Annotated in this window: 16 protein-coding genes and 1 pseudogene; 2 read left to right on the plus strand and 15 right to left on the minus strand. The window is 50.3% G+C overall.

The features are described from left to right. Window positions 1-53: 53 nt before the first annotated feature. The 15 genes and pseudogenes from UNDYM_RS09245 to UNDYM_RS09315 form a co-directional block, all read right to left on the minus strand. Window positions 54-746, minus strand: a complete 693-nt coding sequence (locus UNDYM_RS09245) for a tetratricopeptide repeat protein (RefSeq protein ID WP_162040793.1) — start codon at window positions 744-746, stop codon at window positions 54-56. Between the two features lie 36 nt (window positions 747-782). Continuing rightward, the gene (locus UNDYM_RS09250) at window positions 783-1,469 is read right to left on the minus strand and encodes a hypothetical protein (protein WP_162040794.1); all 687 of its coding nucleotides are present in this window, start codon (window positions 1,467-1,469) and stop codon (window positions 783-785) included. A 1-nt stretch (window position 1,470) separates the two neighbouring features. Then, complete coding sequence (locus UNDYM_RS09255) at window positions 1,471-2,109, minus strand: CatA-like O-acetyltransferase (RefSeq protein ID WP_162040795.1); 639 nt, start codon at window positions 2,107-2,109, stop codon at window positions 1,471-1,473. A 72-nt stretch (window positions 2,110-2,181) separates the two neighbouring features. After that, complete coding sequence (tal, locus tag UNDYM_RS09260) at window positions 2,182-3,117, minus strand: transaldolase (RefSeq protein WP_162040796.1); 936 nt, start codon at window positions 3,115-3,117, stop codon at window positions 2,182-2,184. Window positions 3,118-3,151: 34 nt separating this feature from the next. Further along, window positions 3,152-4,209 (minus strand): annotated as a pseudogene (gene selD, locus UNDYM_RS09265) (selenide, water dikinase SelD). A 449-nt stretch (window positions 4,210-4,658) separates the two neighbouring features. Then, window positions 4,659-6,101 carry a DEAD/DEAH box helicase gene (locus tag UNDYM_RS09270; protein ID WP_162040797.1) on the minus strand — a complete coding sequence of 481 codons (1,443 nt, stop codon included), beginning with the start codon at window positions 6,099-6,101 and terminating at the stop codon, window positions 4,659-4,661. 421 nt (window positions 6,102-6,522) lie between these two features. Beyond that, window positions 6,523-7,716, minus strand: coding sequence for a cellulose synthase complex periplasmic endoglucanase BcsZ (bcsZ, locus tag UNDYM_RS09275; protein WP_232063875.1), 1,194 nt, complete (start codon window positions 7,714-7,716; stop codon window positions 6,523-6,525). 68 nt (window positions 7,717-7,784) lie between these two features. Further along, entirely contained in the window at window positions 7,785-8,579 is a 795-nt protein-coding gene (fabI, locus tag UNDYM_RS09280; RefSeq protein WP_162040798.1) for an enoyl-ACP reductase FabI, read from the minus strand. A 333-nt stretch (window positions 8,580-8,912) separates the two neighbouring features. Further along, on the minus strand, window positions 8,913-10,235 hold the full coding sequence (locus UNDYM_RS09285) for a TldD/PmbA family protein (RefSeq protein ID WP_162040799.1): 1,323 nt from the start codon (window positions 10,233-10,235) through the stop codon (window positions 8,913-8,915). Further along, complete coding sequence (locus UNDYM_RS09290; RefSeq protein ID WP_162044535.1) at window positions 10,235-11,632, minus strand: TldD/PmbA family protein; 1,398 nt, start codon at window positions 11,630-11,632, stop codon at window positions 10,235-10,237. Before UNDYM_RS09290 ends, UNDYM_RS09285 begins: the two co-directional genes overlap by 1 nt. 220 nt (window positions 11,633-11,852) lie before the next feature. Next, window positions 11,853-13,553, minus strand: coding sequence for an ABC transporter ATP-binding protein (locus UNDYM_RS09295; RefSeq protein ID WP_162040800.1), 1,701 nt, complete (start codon window positions 13,551-13,553; stop codon window positions 11,853-11,855). A gap of 9 nt (window positions 13,554-13,562) precedes the next feature. Further along, the gene (locus UNDYM_RS09300) at window positions 13,563-14,678 is read right to left on the minus strand and encodes an ABC transporter permease (RefSeq protein WP_162040801.1); all 1,116 of its coding nucleotides are present in this window, start codon (window positions 14,676-14,678) and stop codon (window positions 13,563-13,565) included. 9 nt (window positions 14,679-14,687) lie between these two features. Then, a complete protein-coding gene (locus tag UNDYM_RS09305) occupies window positions 14,688-15,626 on the minus strand; it encodes an ABC transporter permease (RefSeq protein WP_162040802.1) in 939 nt (312 codons plus the stop codon). A 51-nt stretch (window positions 15,627-15,677) separates the two neighbouring features. Beyond that, window positions 15,678-17,510: an ABC transporter substrate-binding protein gene (locus UNDYM_RS09310; protein WP_162040803.1), complete on the minus strand. Its 1,833-nt coding sequence runs from the start codon at window positions 17,508-17,510 to the stop codon at window positions 15,678-15,680. Between the two features lie 74 nt (window positions 17,511-17,584). Then, window positions 17,585-19,369, minus strand: a complete 1,785-nt coding sequence (locus UNDYM_RS09315) for an ABC transporter substrate-binding protein (RefSeq protein ID WP_232063884.1) — start codon at window positions 19,367-19,369, stop codon at window positions 17,585-17,587. Between the two features lie 1,092 nt (window positions 19,370-20,461). Here UNDYM_RS09315 and UNDYM_RS09320 point away from each other — a divergent pair. Then, window positions 20,462-21,133 (plus strand): energy transducer TonB, encoded by a 672-nt coding sequence (locus UNDYM_RS09320; protein ID WP_162040805.1) that lies wholly within the window; start codon window positions 20,462-20,464, stop codon window positions 21,131-21,133. Between the two features lie 194 nt (window positions 21,134-21,327). Next, window positions 21,328-22,209 carry a MotA/TolQ/ExbB proton channel family protein gene (locus UNDYM_RS09325; RefSeq protein WP_162040806.1) on the plus strand — a complete coding sequence of 294 codons (882 nt, stop codon included), beginning with the start codon at window positions 21,328-21,330 and terminating at the stop codon, window positions 22,207-22,209. Window positions 22,210-22,252 lie beyond the last annotated feature (43 nt).

Genomic DNA, 22,252 nt, shown 5'->3' on the forward strand with positions numbered 1-22,252 from the left:
AAAAAGCCAGATTAAAAATCTGCAGCATGAAGGGTAAATTGTCAGATGCCGGCTTACTCGGCTGCTTTCTGAGGTTTCCAGTCTTTTGCCAATGCCTGCGCTTCTGCAACGTCTTCCTTGCTCATTTTGGCGGCGACATATTTTCTGAATACTTCGCTATCATCATAGTCGCCTGCGAGACTGAGCCATTTATAGGCTTCGACAAGATTTGCCGTGACGCCCCTGCCTTTCAGGTAAAGCAAGCCTAATTGATACTGTGCACTGGCATTGCTTTGATTGGCGGCTTGCTGGAATAATTCTTTTGCCTTGTTATAGTCGCGTGCCACGCCGGTACCCGTGACATACAAAATACCGAGGCTGTATTGGCCATCGGCATAACCCTGGTCAGCTGCCTTCCTGAACCAGGAGGCGGCTATGCCATGATTCGATACCATGCCTTTGCCTTTTGCATACATGCGTCCTATGTTGACCTGCGCTCTGGCATTGCCCTTGCTGGCCGATTGTTCAAACCAGCTGAGTGCCTGCTTGTAGTCCTGGTCTATGCCTTCACCATTCAAATACATTAGCCCCAGGTTGAACTGGGCATCGGCATTGCCCTTGGTGGCGGCTGCCTTGAATGATTCAATGGCAGAACTAAAATCTCCCTGCTCGTAATAACTGACACCATCGCTGAAATCGTCAGCGCGGGCTGTCGCGATTGCCAGCCCAAAGGCGAGCAGGAAGATGGCGTGATTAATTTTGTGCATGATAATTCCTTCCGCAGTGCAGATAAGTCAGCAGCATCAGTTGACCGGCTTTGGCGTCCACTCAGCATGGTTTTGCTTGATAGACATCTTCGCTTTCTTGAAGGGAATCTGGATATCAATATTACCCTGCATCTGCCCTCTGAAACACAGGCCTTCTTTACCAGGTTCAGTATAGTGTGTACTGAAATCGGCATCCGCATAAAAAGCTACATGCATGGAGGTATCCATTTTAACCATGCAGGCTGTATCAGGATGAACCCATATCTTGATACTGATTTTCTTGCCTGCCCCATCATCACTGAGCTGAAACACGACAAGATTTTTTCCATTCAGGTTCTCATTGGCTAGCCGCTTGACCTTGACCTCGTCTTCCAGCAGGCTGGATTTGAGTTCATCCAGGCCGGTCAGCATTTTGTTGATGCCATCAGCAGATTTTTTTTGCTCTGGCAGGATTTGCCAGTTGCTGTCTGTGGTGGCACTGGTATATTTAGGTTCCTGTTTTTCCCAGCCATTCAATGTGGACTTGATGTAAGCAGTTTTGCCTGGCTGGTCTTTGCGCTCTGCATCGATCTGAGTCCGTATTTCTTTTGGAACCCATTGATTGGACAGTTTGTACTGCGCCATGGCTTTATTCCAGAGAATATCTGCGTCTGCCCTGACATGCGCGGCTGGCAAGATCGCCAGGCTAACGAGGAACAGGGAGGTTTTTATCTGTTTGATCATCTTAATTGCTTTGGCCAGACAAGGCTGTTTCCAGTGTGGTGGCGAACTGATGTACGTGATAAGCATCTACCAGGCCATGGTGGACGAATATCGCTATGGGCAGCATCAGACGCTGATCTTGCTTGAAAAACTTGCCTACTGAAATCTTGGGTACACTGTCCTTACGGTCATATTGCCGTGCATGCGTGAGTCCGGTAAAGCTGATCCAGGGGATTGCAGAAAAATGGATCACATCTTCACGTGCGCATTCATCATTGAAGCAAAGACCGCTGCTGTTCTTGATCTTGTCCATGGCGACGTTGGCGCCAGTGGCGAAGGCGGTAAATTCCTCTTCATAATAGATAGGACAAAAACCGAAAGTATGGTCAGCCCGTTGCACGGTTGCATTCGCGTGTATGACTTCGTAGTCAAATACCTTGTCATCTTCTATGCGGTAACGCATGGCATCCGTGCGCATGATGGCGCGCAGTATTTGATGCAGATAAAACAGGAAGAAGGACTTTTGTTCTTTTTTGCAATGCTGGTAAGCCCAGGTGCAATCCACATTCAGGTTCAGACCATGGAAGGGTTCATCCATTTGCGAAAAGAAGGCGTAATGCTCGCGCCGGTTCCAGTTTGCTATGTCTAACTGCTTTTTCATGTCCGGGTTATTCAAAATAAAAAAGGGCAGAAAATTCTGCCCTCTCATCATAACCTGTCAGGTGGTGTTGATTCAACGCATTGCGGCAATCATCTTTTCCAGTTTGACGGTATCGGCACAGAAGGCACGTATGCCTTCTGACAGTTTTTCAGTTGCCATTGCATCTTCATTCAAATCAAGGCGGAAAGTCTTTTCATCCATGCTGACTTTTTGCAGATCAGAAGAAGCTGCTAATTCCTTGCTCAGTTTTTGTGTGACATTGCTATTGCTGTCGCTGAGCTTTTGCAGGAGGTCAGGGCTGATGGTCAGCAGGTCGCAACCTGCCAGCTCCAGGATTTGTGAAGTATTGCGGAAGCTGGCACCCATGACTTCGGTGTTGTAGCCAAACTTGCGGTAGTAAGTATAGATTTTTTTGACAGACAAAACACCCGGATCTTCTGCACCAAAAATTTCCTGGCCTGTCTTGTTTTTATACCAGTCATAGATGCGGCCTACGAAAGGTGAAATCAGTTGTGCACCCGCTTCAGCGCAGGCAATCGCTTGTGCCAGGCAGAACAGCAGGGTCATATTGCAACGTATGCCTTCTTTTTCCAGTATCTCGGCGGCACGTATCCCTTCCCAGGTAGAGGCAATCTTGATCAGGATGCGGTCACGCGGTATCCCTGCGGCTTCATACATGGCGATCAATTGGCGGCCTTTGGCAACTGTGCCAGCTGTGTCAAAAGACAGACGGGCATCAGTTTCAGTAGAAACGCGACCCGGGATGACTTTTAAAATTTCCAGACCAAAAGCGATGAGCAGGTGATCGATGGTTTCATCAATCGATTTACCGGCAGTTTCCTTGACCGCTTTTTCCAGCAAAGGCAGGTATTCTGGCTTTTGCACGGCTTTCAATATCAGGGACGGATTGGTCGTTGCATCGCGCGGGGCATAAGCCTGGATAGCCTGGAAATCGCCAGTGTCGGCGACAACGGTAGTGTATTGCTTCAGTTGTTCTAATTGGTTCATGGTATTTGCAAAAGTAGGGGCAAAATCAAAAAAATCAGGGCAGTACAGCGATAGCAGGTTCACCTGCAACAATATCACCAATCACAGCAGCTTCCAAGAAGCCGCCCTGATGGAAAATTCTTAAAACATCTTCAACAACTGCCGCATCGCAGGCAACCAGTAATCCCCCGATGTTTGCGGATCAGTCAGCAAGGCTTGCTGGGCGGGACTGATCTGTGTGTCGAACTGCACAGATGAGCCATAGGCTGCCCAGTTACGGGCAGAGGCACCGGTGATATAGCCATTTGTGGCCAGCTCCTCCACATTCGCCAGCAAAGGTACTGCTGACATATCCAGCCGGGCTGCCAGTTTCGAACCACGGCAGACTTCCAGCAAATGGCCTAGCAGGCCAAAGCCGGTGACGTCGGTCATCGCATGCACGCCATCAAGGCCAGACAGGGCCTGCCCGGGTTTGTTCAGTTTGGTGGTATTGGCGATCATGGTGGCATAGCCAGCCTCGTCCAGTGCCTGCTTTTTCAGTGCGGCAGACAATATGCCTACACCCAGCGGCTTGCTGAGTATGAGTTTGTCGCCTGCCTTGGCATCGGCATTGCGTTTAACCCTGGATGGGTGAATCAGACCCATGACGACCAGGCCATAAATGGGTTCTACAGAGTCAATGGTGTGGCCGCCGGCTATGGGTATGCCAGCCTCGGCACAGATGGTTTCACCGCCCTGGATAATTTTGCCGATGACATCCAGAGGTAATTGATTAACAGGCATGCCCACCAGTGCCAGCGCCATGATGGGCGTGCCGCCCATGGCATAGATATCCGAAATGGCATTGGTGGCAGCGATGCGGCCAAAATCAAAAGGATCATCCACGATGGGCATGAAAAAATCCGTGGTGGCAATCAGTGCCTGCTCATCATTGAGTTTATAGACGGCTGCGTCGTCTGCAGTTTCTATCCCCACCATGAGGGCAGGCGGTACCGGAAAGCCTGAGGATTTTTTTAGTATTTCAGCAAGTACGCCGGGCGCAATCTTGCAGCCGCAGCCGCCGCCATGCGAGAAAGAGGTCAGTCGGACGGGGGCGTCAGTTTCTTTGCTCATGTGGGATTTATATTTTTATACAGGTCAGGGTTACTGATTATACGCCGAGCCAGTTAGTGGACTGTAACAGTGAAAATCGGAGCGCTTGCCAAGTGCGCGACGATCATGGCTGCGTTGCAAAATGCTCGCGATAGCCCCACTATCGCTGTGCGCATTTTTTAACCCTTGTCTTGCCCTGATGCGTCGGGCACATGTCCTTCGCTCTCGATTTCACTGTTACAGTACACTAGTATAAAAAAAGCGACCACCAAAGTGATCGCTTTTTCATGATATTGCTTATGCAGCAATATCTATGTTGTTTCTGTTTGCATGGAAACAAACTTCTCTGGAGTCGCTGTGTAAGTGTAGCGAGCGGTGTCAGTTTGAGTCGAGAAGCGCAACCGTACTAAAGTACGGTGAGCATCACAGGCTCAAAATGGCGCCGCGCTTAGCTTACACAGTGATTCCAATTAATAGTCGCCAAATGTACGACGTGCACCGCTATCGTTAGAACGGTTGCCTTTGTAGCCGCCGCCTTCTTTACGTGGACCAGCGCTGGTGCCTGTGGATGCGCCAGCTGGTTTGCTGAAGCTGCGTTGACCTGGCTTGTTGTTGCCATAGCCGCCACCACCAGTTTTACGGGCATCGCCTGGTTTCCAGCCGTTAGGCTTGCGCGCTGCAGAGCGTGCTGGTGCTGCAGATTTCTTGGGTTCAAAACCTTCGATGACATCGACCGGGATCAATTGCTTGGTGAAGCGTTCGATACGTTTGACGTGCATGCTCTCGGCATGATTGACCAGTGAAACCGCCAGACCCTTGCGGCCAGCGCGGCCAGTACGGCCTATGCGGTGGACATAGTCTTCAGGGAATTTAGGCAAATCGTAGTTGAATACGTGCGTAATTGCAGGAACGTCAATACCACGGGCAGCAACGTCAGTCGCGACCAGTACACGTACCTGGCCACGGCGCAATGCGTCCAGTGTGCGGTTACGTGCACCCTGGTGCATGTCGCCATGCAGGGCAGCAGCAGCGAAGCCAGCGATGTTCAGGCGGTCAGCGATGGTGTCGGCATCACGTTTGGTGGCTGTAAATACAACGGCCTGGTCAACGGTAGTGTCGCGCAGCAGATGATCAAGCATGCGGTTTTTGTGGGACAGGTCATCCACAAAGTGTACGCGTTGCTGGATGTTTTCATGCTTGCTGGCAGAACCGGCGATCTGGATCACCAGAGGCTCAGTCGTGATGCGTTTAGCCATGTTACCGACGACGCCATCCAGCGTTGCAGAGAACAACATGGTTTGACGTGTAGGAGGTGTGGCAGCAACGATTTTTTCGATATCGTCGATGAAACCCATGTCCAGCATGCGGTCGGCTTCGTCCAGAACCAGCATTTGCAGTTCAGAGAAATCGATCTTGCCAGATTCCATATGGTCGATCAGACGGCCAGGTGTTGCCACCAGAATTTCTGGATTGCGGGACAACAATTGCATCTGTTTAGGATAAGGCATGCCACCGAGGATAGACACAGCCTTGATACGGCGTGAATAAGCGCTGTATTTGTCAGTTGCTGTAGTGACTTGCAAAGCCAGTTCGCGGGTTGGTGTCAGTACCAGCATTTTTGGTTTTGCAGCAACGAAACGTTGACGGTCGCCACGGGAACGTGCAGATTGACGTTCCTGGTTAGGTGTTTTGCTGTTGTCATAGCTGACAACTTCAGCGGAAACCAGTTTATGCAAAGCAGGCAGCATGAAAGCGGCAGTTTTGCCGGAGCCGGTCTGGGATGAGACCATCAGGTCACGACCTTCAATCGCGGCAGGGATTGCCTGTTCTTGTACCGAAGTTGGCTTGGTATAGCCAGAGTCAGTCAGAGCGCGGATGATGTTGACGTGGAGACCTAGTGCTTCAAAACTCATGAATTTCTTTCGTGATTGGGACGTTTGCAAAATGCGGCAGCAATGCCTAGCTCACCGGCGACAAGGCCGGTTTGCAGCATGTTTTGCCGGAACGATTGCTTCTGTCCCAGTATAAATTAGCGCGTTGCTAACGAACGCGCGCAACAATGCAGCGCCAACCAAACGAAATGAACACAGAAAATCCAACAAGGGACGACAATGAAATTTCGGCACAAAAGCTTTGCGCCGGTATGATGTCTATGGATTACAACCAGACATGCGAGGCGGGAGGGCTTTTACATGCACCATCCTGAGGATGTGCACAGGCTTGCGATGCTACTTGGTTTTGCGCCGTAACTTTTATATTGCAGCGCAAAAAACGAAACTATACAGGATTTTTCAGGAAAAAGCAGCCAGTTTCTAAGAATATCTTGCAAAAGGTTTAGAATAGGCGCCAGCAAAAGTGCTGCCAGTAAAAGTCAGCTTCCCCGCGTGCATCAAAACGGAAGCGCTTTTCTTGCCAGCCCAGGGCAAACAAGGACAGCACCTGATCATAGTAGGCATCTGCCTTGATGGGTTGCGCCTGCAGACGTAATTGCTGTTGTACTATCGTCTTCTGTACCCCTTGCGCTTGCAGGAAAGGTAGTAATGCGGCGCTAAAACCGCTGGAACCAGGACCATTGATATCACCGGTCAGGATGTCGATATATTCCGGCGGGTAGCCCTTGTTATCCACGAGCTGGGCCATGGGGCGCAGTAACTTCAGCAGATTTGCGCGCTCGGCGTCCTGGCTTGCCATCATGCCAGTCCATAAATAGACGCGGATGGCATTGTATCCACCCTGGCCTTTTTCTACACCCTGGGTATCAGGAAGAAAACCCTTTTGTGCATCATAAATGATCCAGTCGGCAGCATAACCCTTGGGGGCACTGCCAGCAATCAGGCGCATCGCTGGCGTAAGCATGCGCTTCCAGCGTTCATCGCTTTCTTTTTGTTCAAACCAGCGCAGCAAGGGCAGAGGCAGGTAGCTGGCGTTGAGTTTCCATTGATTGCTCGGCAGATTGAAGCCGGTCGGTGCTGGCAATAAGCTTAAGCCCAGTCCGGGCAGTTCTGCCGTTTCTTCATTCAATATTCTTTGTGCCAGCAAACTTGAGAGAGCAGAGTAACGCTTTTCATTCCAGACTTCTCCGGCTACACCCAGGCTATAAGCTATCCACAGGTCTGCATCTGATGCAGGATTTTTATCAATGACGCCCCAGCTATTATCTTCACGCTGGCCCCATTGCCAGGCGGGCAAGCGCGCTGTCAGGTCACCTGCTGCCAGGTTATTCTCCGTCCAGGTGAGGATGCGTTGAAATGCGGCTTTGTCGTTGGCGCTCAAGGCAAAGAACAAGGCATAGGCCTGACCTTCAGATGTCGTCGGTTTGCGTGCGCCACTATGATCAATCACGCGGCCATCGTCGGCGACAAAAGTCTTCTTGAATTGTTCCCAGGCCGGCCATGGGTCATTACAGGATGCTGCCAGGCTGTCGCCTGAAGGCAGAAAGAACAGACTGAATATCAGCAGCAATAAAATGCGCGCAAGGCAGGTCGTGTTGTTTGGAATATTGGGCATGGTGGGCAGTGCTTCATTCATGCCAATAGTATAAGGCTAGTACGGGATACATGTGCAAGCATCCCGTACCGTCTTAAATACTGGACTGCTTACTTGTCGTAAGAGTCTGCGTTCAGACCCATGACGTGTGAGAAGCCGCCATCGACATAAGTGATTTCACCAGTAATACCATTCGCCAGTGGTGACAGCAGGAAAGCCGCAGTATTGCCCACGTCTTCGATCGTCACATTGCGGCGCAATGGTGCGTGTTCTGCGACAAAGCCCAGCAATTTGCCAAAGTCCTTGATACCGCTGGCAGCCAGGGTCTTGATAGGGCCGGCAGAAATACCATTGACACGTATGCCTTTTTTGCCCAGGTGTTCTGCCAGGTAGCGTACCGATGCTTCCAGAGAAGCTTTTGCCATACCCATGGTGTTGTAATGCGGGATGGCACGGATAGCACCCAGGTAAGACAGGGTCAGCAGGGCAGAGTCTTCACGCAGCAGTGGCAGCGCAGCTTTTGCCATTGCCGGGAAACTGTAGGCAGAAATGTCATGCGCGATGCGGAAAGCTTCGCGGGAGAAACCATCGAGGAATTCACCGGCGATTGCTTCACGTGGTGCAAAGCCGATTGCATGTACCAGGCCATCAAGTTTGTCCCAGGATTTGCCCAGGTCAGCAAATACTGCGTCAATTTGTTCGTCGCTGGCGACGTCGCAATCAAAGATCAGTTTGCTGTCAAATTCAGCCGCAAAATCAGTAATCCTGTCTTTGAAACGTTCGCCTACATAGGTAAATGCCAGTTCAGCGCCTTCGCGTTTGCAAGCCTGGGCGATGCCATAAGCGATGGAACGGTTGGACAACAAACCGGTGATCAGAATTTTTTTGCCTTGCAGAAATGCCATGTTGACTCCAGATATGACCGCAATATGCTTAAGGCTCTCAGGACGGCAAGATTGAAAGCCTTATTCTATTGCGCTGTGGGTTTTATTACTTGTTGTTTCTACACCAGGTTTTTGCCTGAATGTGGAATGCTTAAATTGCAGCCTTTTCCGCAACAGGTCGGAATTGTAGTTGCTCTCACCGAAAGGGGCAAATGCTAAGTTTGCCTGTACTTATCTGCGCTGAAACAAAGTGCCTTTGGTCAGCATAGGCGCTCTTTTGGAAAATGTCCTATTTTTACTTGAAGTCGCCACAAAATCGCCTTTCGTGTTCATAAAAAACAGCTTCTTGTCTGCTTATAATACAAAACGCATTTCCTTGAGCAGCGCTCCTGGCAGGATCGCGCCACCGGTATGTCGTTGCCCGTAAGAACGGTCATCCATGATGACCTCGGTTTCCTGGCTTAGCGCCAGCAGGTTTTCTCCCAACATCTTGAACAGGGAGTCATCAAAGCGCATGACATTTAAAGGTGCGATGATTTCACCATTTTCCACCCAGAAGGTGGCAAAGCGCGTCATGCCGGTAATACGGCAAGTGGCGCGGTCAGAAAAATTCAAATACCAGAGATTGGCGATATAGATGCCCGTATCCAGTTCTTTGAGTATGTCTGCATTTGCTAACATGCCTGCCTGCATGACCAGCGATTTTGCTGATTCATCTTCTGGCGCACCGTTTGTTTGCAAGGAATATTCTTTGGCGCTGCGCGGTGAGATCATGCTGCCAATCAGCTTGCCTGACTGTATCAATGGAATGGATACAGGTTTGATGTAACCTTGTGCCTGAAACCCTGGCTCCAGACCTGCTCGGCTGTCTTCGCAGAGATTCACCATGGCATGCATGCTGGCTTCACCAGACAGCATGCGGCGCAGGCAGCTATGGCGGGTGCGCAAGGCTTTTTCGGATAGTCCACCCCAGTTCAGCATCATGATTAATTCATTCAATGCAGCTGGACTCAGGTAGGCGCGGTAATTGCCAGCGGCAACCGTGATTGGTGGTCGTGCCAGCAGGGCCAGCTCTTTGCGGGCGGCGGCGAATTTATTCAGAAATGCGGCCTCATCCCAGGTAAATCCGGCATAGTTGGACTTGACTGCCTTGTCCGTCGCATAAAACAGGCTCCAGTCAAAATTCACATTGCTGGTTTCATACCAGTTGCGTTGACCGTGGGAATTGGCAAAACCGCGATATTGTGTTCCTGTGGTCAGCAAGCCCACCATGTCCACATCTTTTGCAGCAGCCAGTATTTGTTCCAGCATGCTGGCTACTGGTGGCAATGACGATGGCAGGATTTGTGTGCTGTTATTGACCTCTGTAGCCAGCATCAAATGTGGGTCCACAGGTAAATCAGGCAATTGCGCGCGCAAATCCTGGATTGCAGTATTAATGGTAGGTAAATCCATGTCCATTTCGCCGCTGAGATTGAAGCTCATGGCAGCATGTGTTTGCCCCTGTATTAATTGCAGGTTCAGTATCAGTTGGAAAACATGGCCGGGCTGGCGTATGGCGCTGCGGTTGAAACGCACAAAATCACTGGACTCCGCAGAGAGCCAGGTGGTGCTGACTTCATTCGCCGCGAGTTGTGTTTCTATATGTGCGGCCAGGGACAAGAAATAACTTTGCATCAGGCTTCACCTCCGAATACTTCTACCTGATCAAACAGGCAGGCCGGTGAGGCATGGCCCACGCGTATGACTTGCGACGGCTCACCTTTGCCGCAGAAGGGCGTGCCCATGACAGCCAGTGTAGAGGTATCACCGACCATCTTCAGCGAACGCCAGAAACTTTCTGATATGCCGCGATAATTCGGGTTCTTGACCAGTTCCTGCAATTTGCCGTTGCGTATCACTTGCCCGTATTCACAACCGAACTGGAATTTATTGCGGGAATCATCAATAGACCAGGACACATTAGTATTCATCAATACGCCGTAGTCAACACTGGCAATCATTTCATCGAGGCTGCTGCTGCCTGCTTCTATATTGAGGTTGGCCATACGGTCTATGGCTGGGCGGTTCCAGTCACAGGCGCGGGAGTTGGCGACGCCTGCCATGCCAGCACGTGCCTGGGAAAGGGCGCTGCCTAAAGGTTTTTCCAGTATGCCGTTTTTGATGATCCAGGTTTTTTCTGCAGTACTGCCATCATCATCCCAGCCAAAGCTGGCAAATTGTTCTGCACGGCTGGGGTCATAGGTGACGTTCAACAATTCAGAGCCATACTGGAAATGACCAAACATATCGGGTGTGACAAAACTGGTGCCGGCAAAATTGCGCTCATCACCAAGTATGCGATCCAGTTCCAGCGGGTGTCCTATGGATTCATGGATTTGCAGCATCATCTGTTCTGGCATCAGTAGCAAATCCATGCGGCCACTCGGGCAGTTCGCTGCATGCAGTAGCGCCAGTGCTTCTTCTGCAATGCGTTTGCCTGCGCCATAAAAGCCAGACTGCTGCAGAACTTCCATGCCACCCTGGCGGCAGAAACCATTGTATTGTCCACCCAGGCTACGCGTCTGGGTTTCTGAGCCTTCATTGGCGGTGACGCTGAGATTGGGGATCAGGTAATTGAATTGCTGATGGATGTCAGCACCTGCGCTACTGATAAATAGCTGCTCAGTTTGTGTCAGGCCTATGGATGCACTCCAATCTACAATCTTGTCACTGAAGTGGGACGCAACAGATTCCTGCATCAGTAAGGCAATCAAATCTTTTCTGGTAGGGATGGATGCGGTCAAGCCTTGATATTGACCAAGCACTGTGGCTTGCGGGATCTTGCTGAAATTCGTTACCGTTTTACCAGCGCTGAGCCTGGCCCAGTGCAAAGCATGCTGCAGTGCGGCATTCAACCCATTGCGGGATAAGTCGCTGGTTGCGGCATAGCCGTAACCACCATCATGAATAACGGTCAGCATGGCACCATGGCTGCGGGCATTGCGCAGCGGTTGCAATATATTTTGCCTTACCAATAGCTCTTCACTGCGCTCATCCACTACGCGCATCGAACAAAAATCAACAGCGGGCATTAATTCCCGGAATAAACTTCTTAGTGCTTCCAATCCTGGCTCCAGTGAATGTACCGCATACGGGATATGCGGGAGATTGTGCCTGTTTCGTCATGGTTTCGTTATGTCGCAGGCGAATGTCATCTTGCCAGTGTTTGCAGGATTGGTCAAAAATATAAGTGTAAGGGGATTTTTCAAGCAGGAGAGGCGAACCGGCATGCAGCCGGTTCGCGGTTACAACTTAGTGTTGCAAGCCTTTGGGTATGGCGTTCAGCAAAGTCCTGGTGTATGCCTGGGTAGGGTTCAGATACAGGTCATCCGAATTGGCCAGCTCGACAACCTTACCCTTGTTCATCACCATGACCTGGTCGGCAATGTATTTGACCACCGCCAGATCATGCGAGATGAAGATATAGGACAGGCCAAATTCTTCCTGCAAATCCTGCAGCAGATTCAACACCTGCGCCTGCACAGATACGTCCAGTGCAGATACTGACTCATCGCAGACCAGCACTTCTGGTTTCATCGTCAGGCAGCGTGCAATCGCGATACGCTGACGCTGCCCCCCCGAGAATTCATGTGGGTAGCGGTGAAAGGCAGCAGTAGGCAGGCCGACTTTTTCCAGCAACTGATACGCCATGGCAGAACGTTCGCTGTCATTGGCGCCGATATTGTGGATGTGCATGGGTTCCATCAAAATCTGCCCAACAGTAAAGCGCGGGTTCAGCGATGCATACGGGTTCTGGAAAATGATTTGTATGCGGCGCTTGTAGTGATGGAATTCCTTGTTTGACATGGACAAGATATCCTTGCCTTCAAACAGGGCCTGGCCAGAGGTAGCCTGATGCAGACGCATCAATGTCAGGCCCACTGTGGTTTTACCTGATCCGGATTCACCGACTACACCCAGGGTCTTGCCACGTGCCAGTTTGAAAGAGACGCCTTCGACTGCCTTGAATTCTTTTTTGCCAAAAAAACCTTCGCGCGAGTAAAAACTCTTGCCCAGGTCCTTGACTTCGAGCACGATTTCTTCGCTGCCATTAAGGCCACGCGGGCGTTGTTTTTGCTCGACCAGAGCACCGTTGTTGTTCATGAAATCAGCAATCACTGGCAAGCGCCATGGGCGAGTGTCCAGTGTTGGACGGCAGTGCAACAGCGCCTGGGTATAGGTATCTTTCGGGCTTTCAAAGATTTGTTCTACCGTTCCAGCTTCGCGAATTTCACCATTGCGCATGACGATGACATGGTCGGCAATTTCACCGACCAGTGCCAGGTCATGGGTGATGAACAAGACGGACATCTTGTGCTTGATACGCAAGGCATCAATCAGGTCGATGATCTGCTTTTGTATGGTGACGTCGAGAGCCGTGGTCGGTTCATCGGCAATCAGCAATTTTGGCTCACAGGCAATCGCCATCGCGATCATGACTCTTTGCTGCTGGCCACCGGACATCTGGCTGGGATAGGCGTCGATCTTGTTTTTTGGATCGGGGATGCCGACTTCTTCCAGCAATTCTATGGCGCGCTTGCGGGCTTGTTTTGCATCCATACCCATGTGCAGGCGCAAGACTTCGCCGATCTGGAAACCAACGGTAAACACCGGGTTCAGCGATGTCATCGGCTCCTGAAAAATCATGGAAATTTCCTTGCCACACAGATCGCGTCTTTCAGCGATGCTGAGTTCGAGCAGGCTGCGGCCTTCAAAGATAATCTTGCTGTCAGCAGCAATGCTGGATGTGTCTGGTGGCAGCAAGCCCATGACTGCGAGAGAGCTGACTGATTTGCCACTGCCTGATTCACCAACCAGGGCGACGGTGGAATTGCGGGGTATTTCAAAGGAGATACCCTTGACGGTTTCCACGCTGTCTTTTTTATTGACACGGAAAGACACACGCAGGTTTTCTACTTTCAGCAAAGCTTGATTTGGATTTTCTTGACTCATGATCTGTCCTTATTTCAATTTTGGATCAAGCGCATCGCGCAAGGCATCAGTGAACAATGAGAAGGCTGTTACCAGCACGGCCATCGCTGCGGTTGCGGCAACCAGTTGCCACCATTTACCCAAAATCAATTCATTCTGTGCTTCATTGAGCATACTGCCCCAGGACACCACGCCAACCGGTACACCAAAGCCCAGGAAACTCAGGATAACTTCAGACTTGATAAAGCCAACAACAAGGATAGATACCTGTACCAGTGCCACATGGCTGACATTCGGGAAGATATGCACGAACATTTTGCGCCAGTGCGAAGCACCGATAGCATCTGCCGCCCACACATATTCACGCGCCTTATGCTTCATGTACTCAGCACGGATCAGGCGGAAAGGCCCGGTCCAGCCAGTGAAAGCCAGGATCAGAATGATGGTGGTCACGCCTTTTTGCTGCAATACAGCTGCGACTGACAATATCAGCAACAGGTAAGGGATGGAAGTGAAGATGCTATAAAACCAGTTGAAAAAGTCATCGACTTTGCCGCCAAAGTAACCGGCCAGTGCACCAAAGATGGTACCCAGCAGTGTCGCCAGGAAAGCTGCGACCAGACCGACGACGATGGAAGTCTCTGCACCCTTGATGGTTTTCTTGATGATGTCATGTCCCCATTTGTCTGCACCAAAGGGCAGGGTGGTCAGACGCTCGCCCACGACAGCCTTGCCGGACTTGGCCAGCTCAGTGCGGATTTCTGCCATTTCCTTAGCTAGTGGGTCAGGGATACCATAGTCATTGACGATGACTGCCTGGTCCGCATCTGGTTGCTTGCGCAATTCACGGATGATGTCGGCCAAAGGATCGAGTGGATTCTCTGGCGGTGGTGCTTCAACTTCTGCTTTGGCGACAGTACCCGTATCAGCGCCCACAAAAGTTGGCGGCGCATAGCTGACACCGCTTTCCTGCTCCCAGTCAGAGGCGATGACACCGGCTGCGGATAGCAGCAGAGTAATTAAAAAGGCAGCCACGATGCCCATGGCAATCATGGCGACCTTGTCAGCGCGCAAACGGCGCCAGGCCAGTGCCCACAGTCCGGGTGAAACTGCTTGTACAGTTGGATTTGTGATAGTCGTGCTCATGAGTGATCCTTATTTCAACTGTACGCGTGGATCAACCGCCTGGTACAGCAGATCGGTCAACAAATTAAAAAACATGGTGGCTGCTGCGACATACACGGTGATCGCTTTGATCACGGGAAAGTCACTGCGTTCCACTGCCAGTATCACTTCACGACCTATGCCAGGGATGGAAAAGAAACGCTCAATCAGGAAGGCACCAATCAGCAAGGCCGGCAGGTTGGACATGACGTGGGTGATGATAGGTATTGATGCGTTACGCAAGACGTGCACCCATTTCACGCGGCTTTCGCTAACGCCTTTGGCGCGGGCGGTGCGTACATAATCCTGGTTCACTTCGTCCAGCACAAAGGTGCGGAACAGGCGCAGGTTAGGTGCCACACCCACTGCCAGGGCAATCAGGATAGGCAGGGCAGAGTACTTGAACAGGTTTTCAGCAAAATGATTACCCCAGCCCTGTACCGGGAACATGCCCAGTTTATAGGCAAAGAAATACTGACCGACGATGATATACACGAGGATACTGACTGACATGCCAACAGTACAGGCGATCATCACGCCACGGTCTGTCAGCGAACCACGCTTGAAGGCAATGGCCAGCGCCAGCGCAATCGCGATGATGGTTTCGATAATCGTCAGTGGTATCAGCACTGTCAGTGAAGGGCCAAGGCGTGTGCCTATGATGGATGATACGGCTTCACCAGTACTCCAGCTATTGCCAAAGTTGAAGGTAGCGATCTGTTTGACGAAGATCCACAACTGTACATAGTAAGGCTGGTCTATGCCTAGCTGGGTGCGGATATTGGCAATCTGTTCGGCATTCGACATCTTGCCTGCCAGGATGTATGCCGGGTCACCACCTACCCAGTTGAACAGGAAAAACACCAGTAGGATGACACCCAGCATCGTGGGTGCCATCTGCCATAAGCGGCGCAGTATATAAGCGGTCATGTTTGTCTCTCGGTTTTCAAATTTCAGTTAGTCTGCGGCTCATTTTTTTGTCTATTTGTTCTTGTCGATGTCTATCTGCATCCATTCTATATGCATGATAGGGTGTTTCTTGTGCCCTATCACGCGTGGCTGTGACAGCATCATGCGGTGGCGCGCATAACCCAGGCGTTGTGCTGCATACAGTTCCATGATGCGTGTCATCTTGTGATACAACAGATCGCGCTCTGGACCCGGAGCCAGTTTTTGTGATTGTTCATACAGCTTGTCATATTCAGGGATAGTGACGCAGCCATTATTATTCATGTGGATATTTTTACCGTAAAACAGTTGCATGAAATTATCGCCATCGGGATAGTCTGCTATCCATGGTGAAATGCGTTGCATCAACTGGCACTGCTTTTCTGCTTTGAGGATTTCAGCAAAGGGCCGGAATTCGGCACGCATTTTGATACCTATGCCGTCGTAAGATTTTTTCCAGACTTCAGCCTGTAAATGGCCGCGTGATTCGGTCTGGGCAGTGTGCACAATTTCCAGTGGGCTGCCGTCTGGCATGGTGCGATAACCATCCTTGCCTTTTTTGTAGCCGAACTTGTCGAGTAGTGCATTGGCAGCAGCAGGGTTGTACTGGATACTGCTCTTGTAGTTAGGGTCATGACCTACCACACCAGGCGGGATAGGATATTGCAGGGGAATAGCATGACCATTATCGACGATGCGAATTTCTTCTTCGACATTGTGTGCCATGGCCATGGCACGGCGCAGGGCGATTTTCTCTTTGCTCAGGCCGCCAAATACCGGGTCTTGCATATTCCAGTAATAGATAGTCAGCTCAGGATCGACAATGCGCGACATCTGTATGCCGCGTTTGACAAATTCAGGTTTCAGGTCAGGACCATTCAATACCTGAGGTGCCAGGCCACCATATAACTGGAACAGGTCAATTTCATCTTTCTGGAATGCCAGCAGGCGAGACTGATCTTCCAAAATCACATTGACGACAACGCGACCGATTTGCGGCATGCGCTTGCCTTTCATCGCGGCGATGATTTTCTGGTCATTCGGGTCAGAACTGGCCTGGAAGTCCCATATAGTTGTATGGAAATCCGGATTGGCATCCAATACCATTTTTGAGCCGCGTACCCATTCAGTCAGTTTGAAAGGGCCTGTGCCGACCGGGTTTGCCATGGCGGCACCCTGTACATCCTGGTATTTTTCTATGACCTCACGTGCGACGGCAGACATCGCGGTGTAGGCCAGTATCATGGGCAGGTTGAAGTCCGGACGCGTCAAGTGTATGCGCAAGGTATATTTATCGATGACTTCCAGGCCTGGTACTTTGGCAGAATAATCAAATTTGCCGGATTTTTTTGCCTGTGCCGCCAGTTGATCCAGGCCCGCAATCTTGTCCTCTAGCAGCCAGACATGGGTAGAGGCAATTTTCGGGTCCATGATGCGTTTGAATGAATACACATAATCATCCACCGTCAGTTCACGTTTTTTGCCATTGAAGGCTGCATCAGGCGAGAAGTAAATACCTTTCTTCAGCTTGATGGTATAGGTTTTTCCATCGGCAGAAATCTCTGGCATGCCATCGGCTGTTTCGGGAATGATTTTTGCCGGGCTGGCCAGATAATCGTAAGTGAACAGACGCTCGAAAATCGCTTCATTAATCGCGTTGGAATACAGGTCACGCGTCGCAGCAGGATCAAAGCCAGTCTCGGCAACGGGAAAAATGGTGCGTAACACTTTTTCCGGATCAGCAAACTCAGGTTTGGCGGCCTGCGCCTGCAGGGGCAGGGTAGATGACATCAGACCGGCTAGTGCCAGGCAGATAGCCATACCTGTTCTGGTCAGCCTGTGCTGAAACGGATGAGTGGACTTCATTAAGGAATTCTCCTGCTATTTTGTACGATGATATTAAGTGGGTATTGAATCAAACTGAAACTGTAGAGCCGGGCTCAATGTTTTTCTACATCAATGAAGGCCCAGTCAGAATGCAAGATGGGATGTTTTTTATAGCCAGTAATCCAGGGGCGATACAACCAGCTACGGATGCGGGAAGTGTGTACGATCCAGGGAGTATCAGCTTCGACCTGGCGGTTCATTTGTGCATATACTTTATTGCGCTCTTCACCCAACGGTAGCGATACTGCCTTGCGGAACAGTGCATCATAGGCGGGTGACTCATAGCAGGCATGGTTGCCTGCACCAGCTTTGGGGCCGTAGAGCAATTGCAGGAAATTTTCACCATCAGGAAAATCCGCATTCCAGGCACCGCCCCACATATTCAATTTGCAGGCCGAGGCAGCTTTCAGGTTGTCAGCGAAATTACTGACCGGGAATTCGATGCGCAAGCCGATTTTGTCCAGGCCACGTTTATAAATTTCAGACTGAACTTTATAGATGGCTGCGGGTTCCACGGTTTTTTTGAGGGTGAGCGGGCTGCCGTCAGGATTATTTCTGTATCCATCTGCCCCGCGTTTGTAGCCAAAATGGTCGAGCAGTTTATTGGCCAGCTTGATGTCGTAAGCCAGGCTGCTGCGATAAGCCGGGTCATAGCCAACCACATCTTTAGGGATAATCATTTCCGAGCGTATGGCTTGTCCCAGGCGCATCTGGGCGATTTCATCTTCATAGCTGTAAGCCATGCCTATGGCGCGACGCAGGGCGATTTTTTCCTTGGTGTAGCCGCCGACCACGGGGTCACGCATATTAAAAATTGTAAATACAATACCAGCATCTGTGACCCTGTCCATCTTGATGCCCTGATTTACCAGCTCAGGTTTTAAGGCAATTCCATCCAGTGCTGCCGTTGCTGCGCTTTGCGGCAGCTTGTCGATATCCAGTTGCGAATCCTGAAAAGCCAGCCAGCGTGATTGCTCTTCTTCTATGATGCTGATATCGACTTTGCCAACCTGGGGCATTTTCTTGCCCTTCATTTGCCTGACGATTTCTTCATCGCGTGCGCTGCCCGTTGATTTGAAATCCCAGGTATAACCACGGTATTCGGGATTGGCCGTCAATACGATCTTGCTGCGTGGCAGATACTTTTCTATCATATAAGGGCCGGTGCCGACGGGATGCAATCCGGTCTGATCGCCATAAGCCTCGATCACTTCTCTTGCTACTGCGCCAAAGCCACCGTAGGCGACGACATACAGGAAATTGTAGTCGGTAGCCTTTAATTCTATTCTCAGTGTGTATTTGTCTACGGCTTTCAAACCAGCAACAGGGGTGTCGTAGTCAAATTTGCCAGATTTTTTTGCTTTGGCAACCACATCGTCAAGACCGACTATCTTGCCCTCAATGAAGCTGGCATTAGGCGAGCGGTTCACCGGGTCGAGCAGACGCTTGAAGGTATAAACATAGTCTTGTGCGGTCAGCTCATGTTTTTTACCCTTGAATGCAGGGTCAGGGGCAAAGTAAATGCCGGGTTTGATCTTGAAGGTAAATACTTTTCCTTGCTCCGTCACTTCTGGCATGCTTTCTGCTGACAGTGGCAAAAGGCGGGCAGGGCGCGCCAGGTAGTCATAACTCAGCAAGGGCTCGAAGATGGCCTCGCTGACCCAGCCAGAATAGAAGTTCTGGGTTTTAGCCATGTCAAAACCATCATCCGCAGCTTCAAACGCTTGTCTGACGACTTTATTGAGGTCTGCAGGATTGGCTGCCTGAGCAATGTGCAGGGGAAATGTCGATAGCAGCATAATGAAAATACAAACAACTGTCTGGTGACGCATGAACATTCTTTAACCTCATTGTCTGGTAAAACAAATTTGCCTTGCGAGTTTGGCCTCTGTAAGCACGGATCAGGCCCGGTAAGCAAAACGCAGTTTTGTACCTTAAATCCAGGACGTAACATAAGCCGTATAGATTAATTTACATATTGCAGGTGCAAATTAATTTTCTTCACGATTTGCCTGGCGGCTTTTCGCGCTTCAGTTTTAAAAAGCCGTAACCATAACGCAAGTGTCTTATCGATGGGCGAAGGAAAGAAATTTTTATTTCATTGTTGAATTGTGTGGTGTGACAATTCTTTTCAATTTTGGTTTTTTGAGTGCATTTTGGCAATGAGCGCGCATTAATAAGAGGATTGTGATGGTGCCTTGCACCATTGTAGTGCGACATTTGCACGCAACTTTAGATAGTTTGATGCCTGAAAAAAGGCTCAAAAAAAATTAAATTCTGGTGAGTGAGGGTCTGAGCGAATTTCTCAATGTAATGAAGTGTAAAAAAAGCTGCATTGAAATAATTTATGCTGCATAGCACAAGAAATTAGGTTTCCTTTGCGGGTGTTTTTTTGGCAAAATGCGCCATGTTGTTTTTTGGCAGAGCTTAAAGTAAAGCACTTGACAGTTTCTGGGCATAAGTGGTTTTATGCGCCTTCGGAAAAATTTCTGACGACTAAATTTACATTTTCCATGTGGTAAGTTCGTGCTTTTTTACATGGGAACATAATTAGTTGTTCTGATAAAGATGAAATGGCTGTAGCGTTTGACTTTGCTGCAGGTAATAAAAAATTTTCTGCTTTGCATCGCCGGTTTAGCCATTTACGGCACGGAGAATCTGGTAGCGGAAATAGATTAATATTTTTTATTACTTGGTCAGGTATATATGGCGTCAGTAGAAGCTGGTGCTTTGGTTGCAGGCAAAATTAAATAAGTCAGTTTTATTAAAAACCTCGATTTATATTTTGACGAGCCCGCAGCTTATGAATTTATAAGTGGTTTTGTATCGGTATGGCTTTTTATTGATACACAGCATTTATAATCACTTTTTTGTTTGAGATGTTTTGACTTGCGTCAGACAGTTGACCTTGTGGTAGTGGAGGAGCAGTAATGGATTTTTCAAATCGCCAGCAAGAGCCGGGGAAGAAGTTTATAGGCTTAGGGCTGGTTATCGCATTTCACGTACTGGTGGTATATGCGCTGGTATCTGGATTGGCGCGCAAAGCGATGGAAGTGGTGATCAAGCCAGCAGAAGTCAAGCTGGTAGAAGAAGTAAAACCGCCGCCACCGCCGCCAGACACCCCGCCACCGCCACCACCAAAATTGTTGGCACCGCCGCCACCGTTCATTCCGCCACCGGAAGTCCAGGTCCAGCAGCCGGTTCAGCAACAGCCAGCGATATCGCAGGTGTCGAATGTCAAGCCAGAAAACCCGACATTCACCAAGACCCAGGCCCCACCTGCACCAGTTGCAGAGACGAAGGCCACAGGTCCCGTCACGATACCAGGCGTGATCGACTTCAACGTTGGTGGATGCAAACCGGAATATCCGCGTGCCTCCCTGCGCAATGAAGAAACCGGCACCGTCCTGTTGTCCGTATTGATTGGTGCAGATGGTTCTGTTGCCGACGTCAAGATCGACAAATCCAGCGGCTTCCGCGGTCTCGACAATGCGGTGAAATCCCAGTTGATGTCAGGTTCCTGCAAAAACAAACCAGGTACCGTCGATGGCAAACCACAACAGACCTGGGCCAAGGTTCAGTATGTATGGAAGCTCGAGTAATCAGGAATCCCAGGCAAGAGCAGGCAGACCAAAACACCTTGCCTGCTCTACCCAAGAAAATGAAGCAAGAGATGGTTCAGATCGATTTGTAAAAGATAAGTACCAGGCAACAAACAAACCAAGTAATACATAAGTAATACATAAAAACAGCAGTAAGCAATACCAACCTTATTTTGTTAAAAGGAAGCACCTCAATGAAAACCCGTTTCTCCGCATTCCTGGCTGCAACACTCCTGGCCTTGACAGCCGCCGTTGCCGTCGCCCCTGTTTCTGCACAGGAATCCGCCTCAGCAGCTGCCTCCGCTGCCGCTTCAGCCCCTGCTGCAGAAGCAACCCCGGCACCAGCCGCTCCAGCAGACGCTGGCGCCCCGGCAGCACCAGCAGCCGCCAAAGAAATGGTAGAAAACCCATATGGTCTCGACGCCCTCTGGAAAACTGGTGACTTCGTTGCCAAAGGCACCCTCATCATCATGGTCATCATGTCCATGGGCAGCTGGTACATCCTCATCACCAAAATCATTGACCAGGTCAAATTGTCCGGTCAAGCCACAGATGCCCGCTCCAAATTCTGGAAAGCAGCTTCTGTACAAGCCGGTGCCGCTTCTCTGAAAGAAGGCAGCCCATTCCGCTTCATCGCTGACTCTGGCATCAAAGCCACAGAACACCATGAAGGCGCCTTGCTCGAACAAATCGATCTGAACACCTGGGTATCCATGTCCATCCAGCGCGCTGTTGATAAAGTCCAAAGCCGTTTGCAAGACGGCCTGGCCTTCCTGGCGACTGTAGGCTCCACAGCACCATTCGTCGGTCTGTTCGGTACCGTATGGGGTATTTACCATGCGCTGACAGCGATTGGTATGTCCGGTCAGGCATCGATCGACAAAGTAGCGGGCCCTGTTGGTGAAGCGCTCATCATGACCGCGATTGGTCTGGCTGTCGCTGTTCCTGCTGTATTGGGTTACAACTTCCTGGTCCGCCGCAACAAGAGCGCCATGGAAGAAGTCCGTGCCTTCTCCGCTGACCTGCACTCCGTAGTCCTGTCCGGCAATATGGGCAAGACAGCAGCAAAGAAATAATTAGCAGTCACTGATTAACATACGGAGACCCCAGAGTTTAGGG

It is taken from the genome of Undibacterium sp. YM2, assembly GCF_009937975.1.
Lineage (GTDB): Bacteria > Pseudomonadota > Gammaproteobacteria > Burkholderiales > Burkholderiaceae_D > Undibacterium.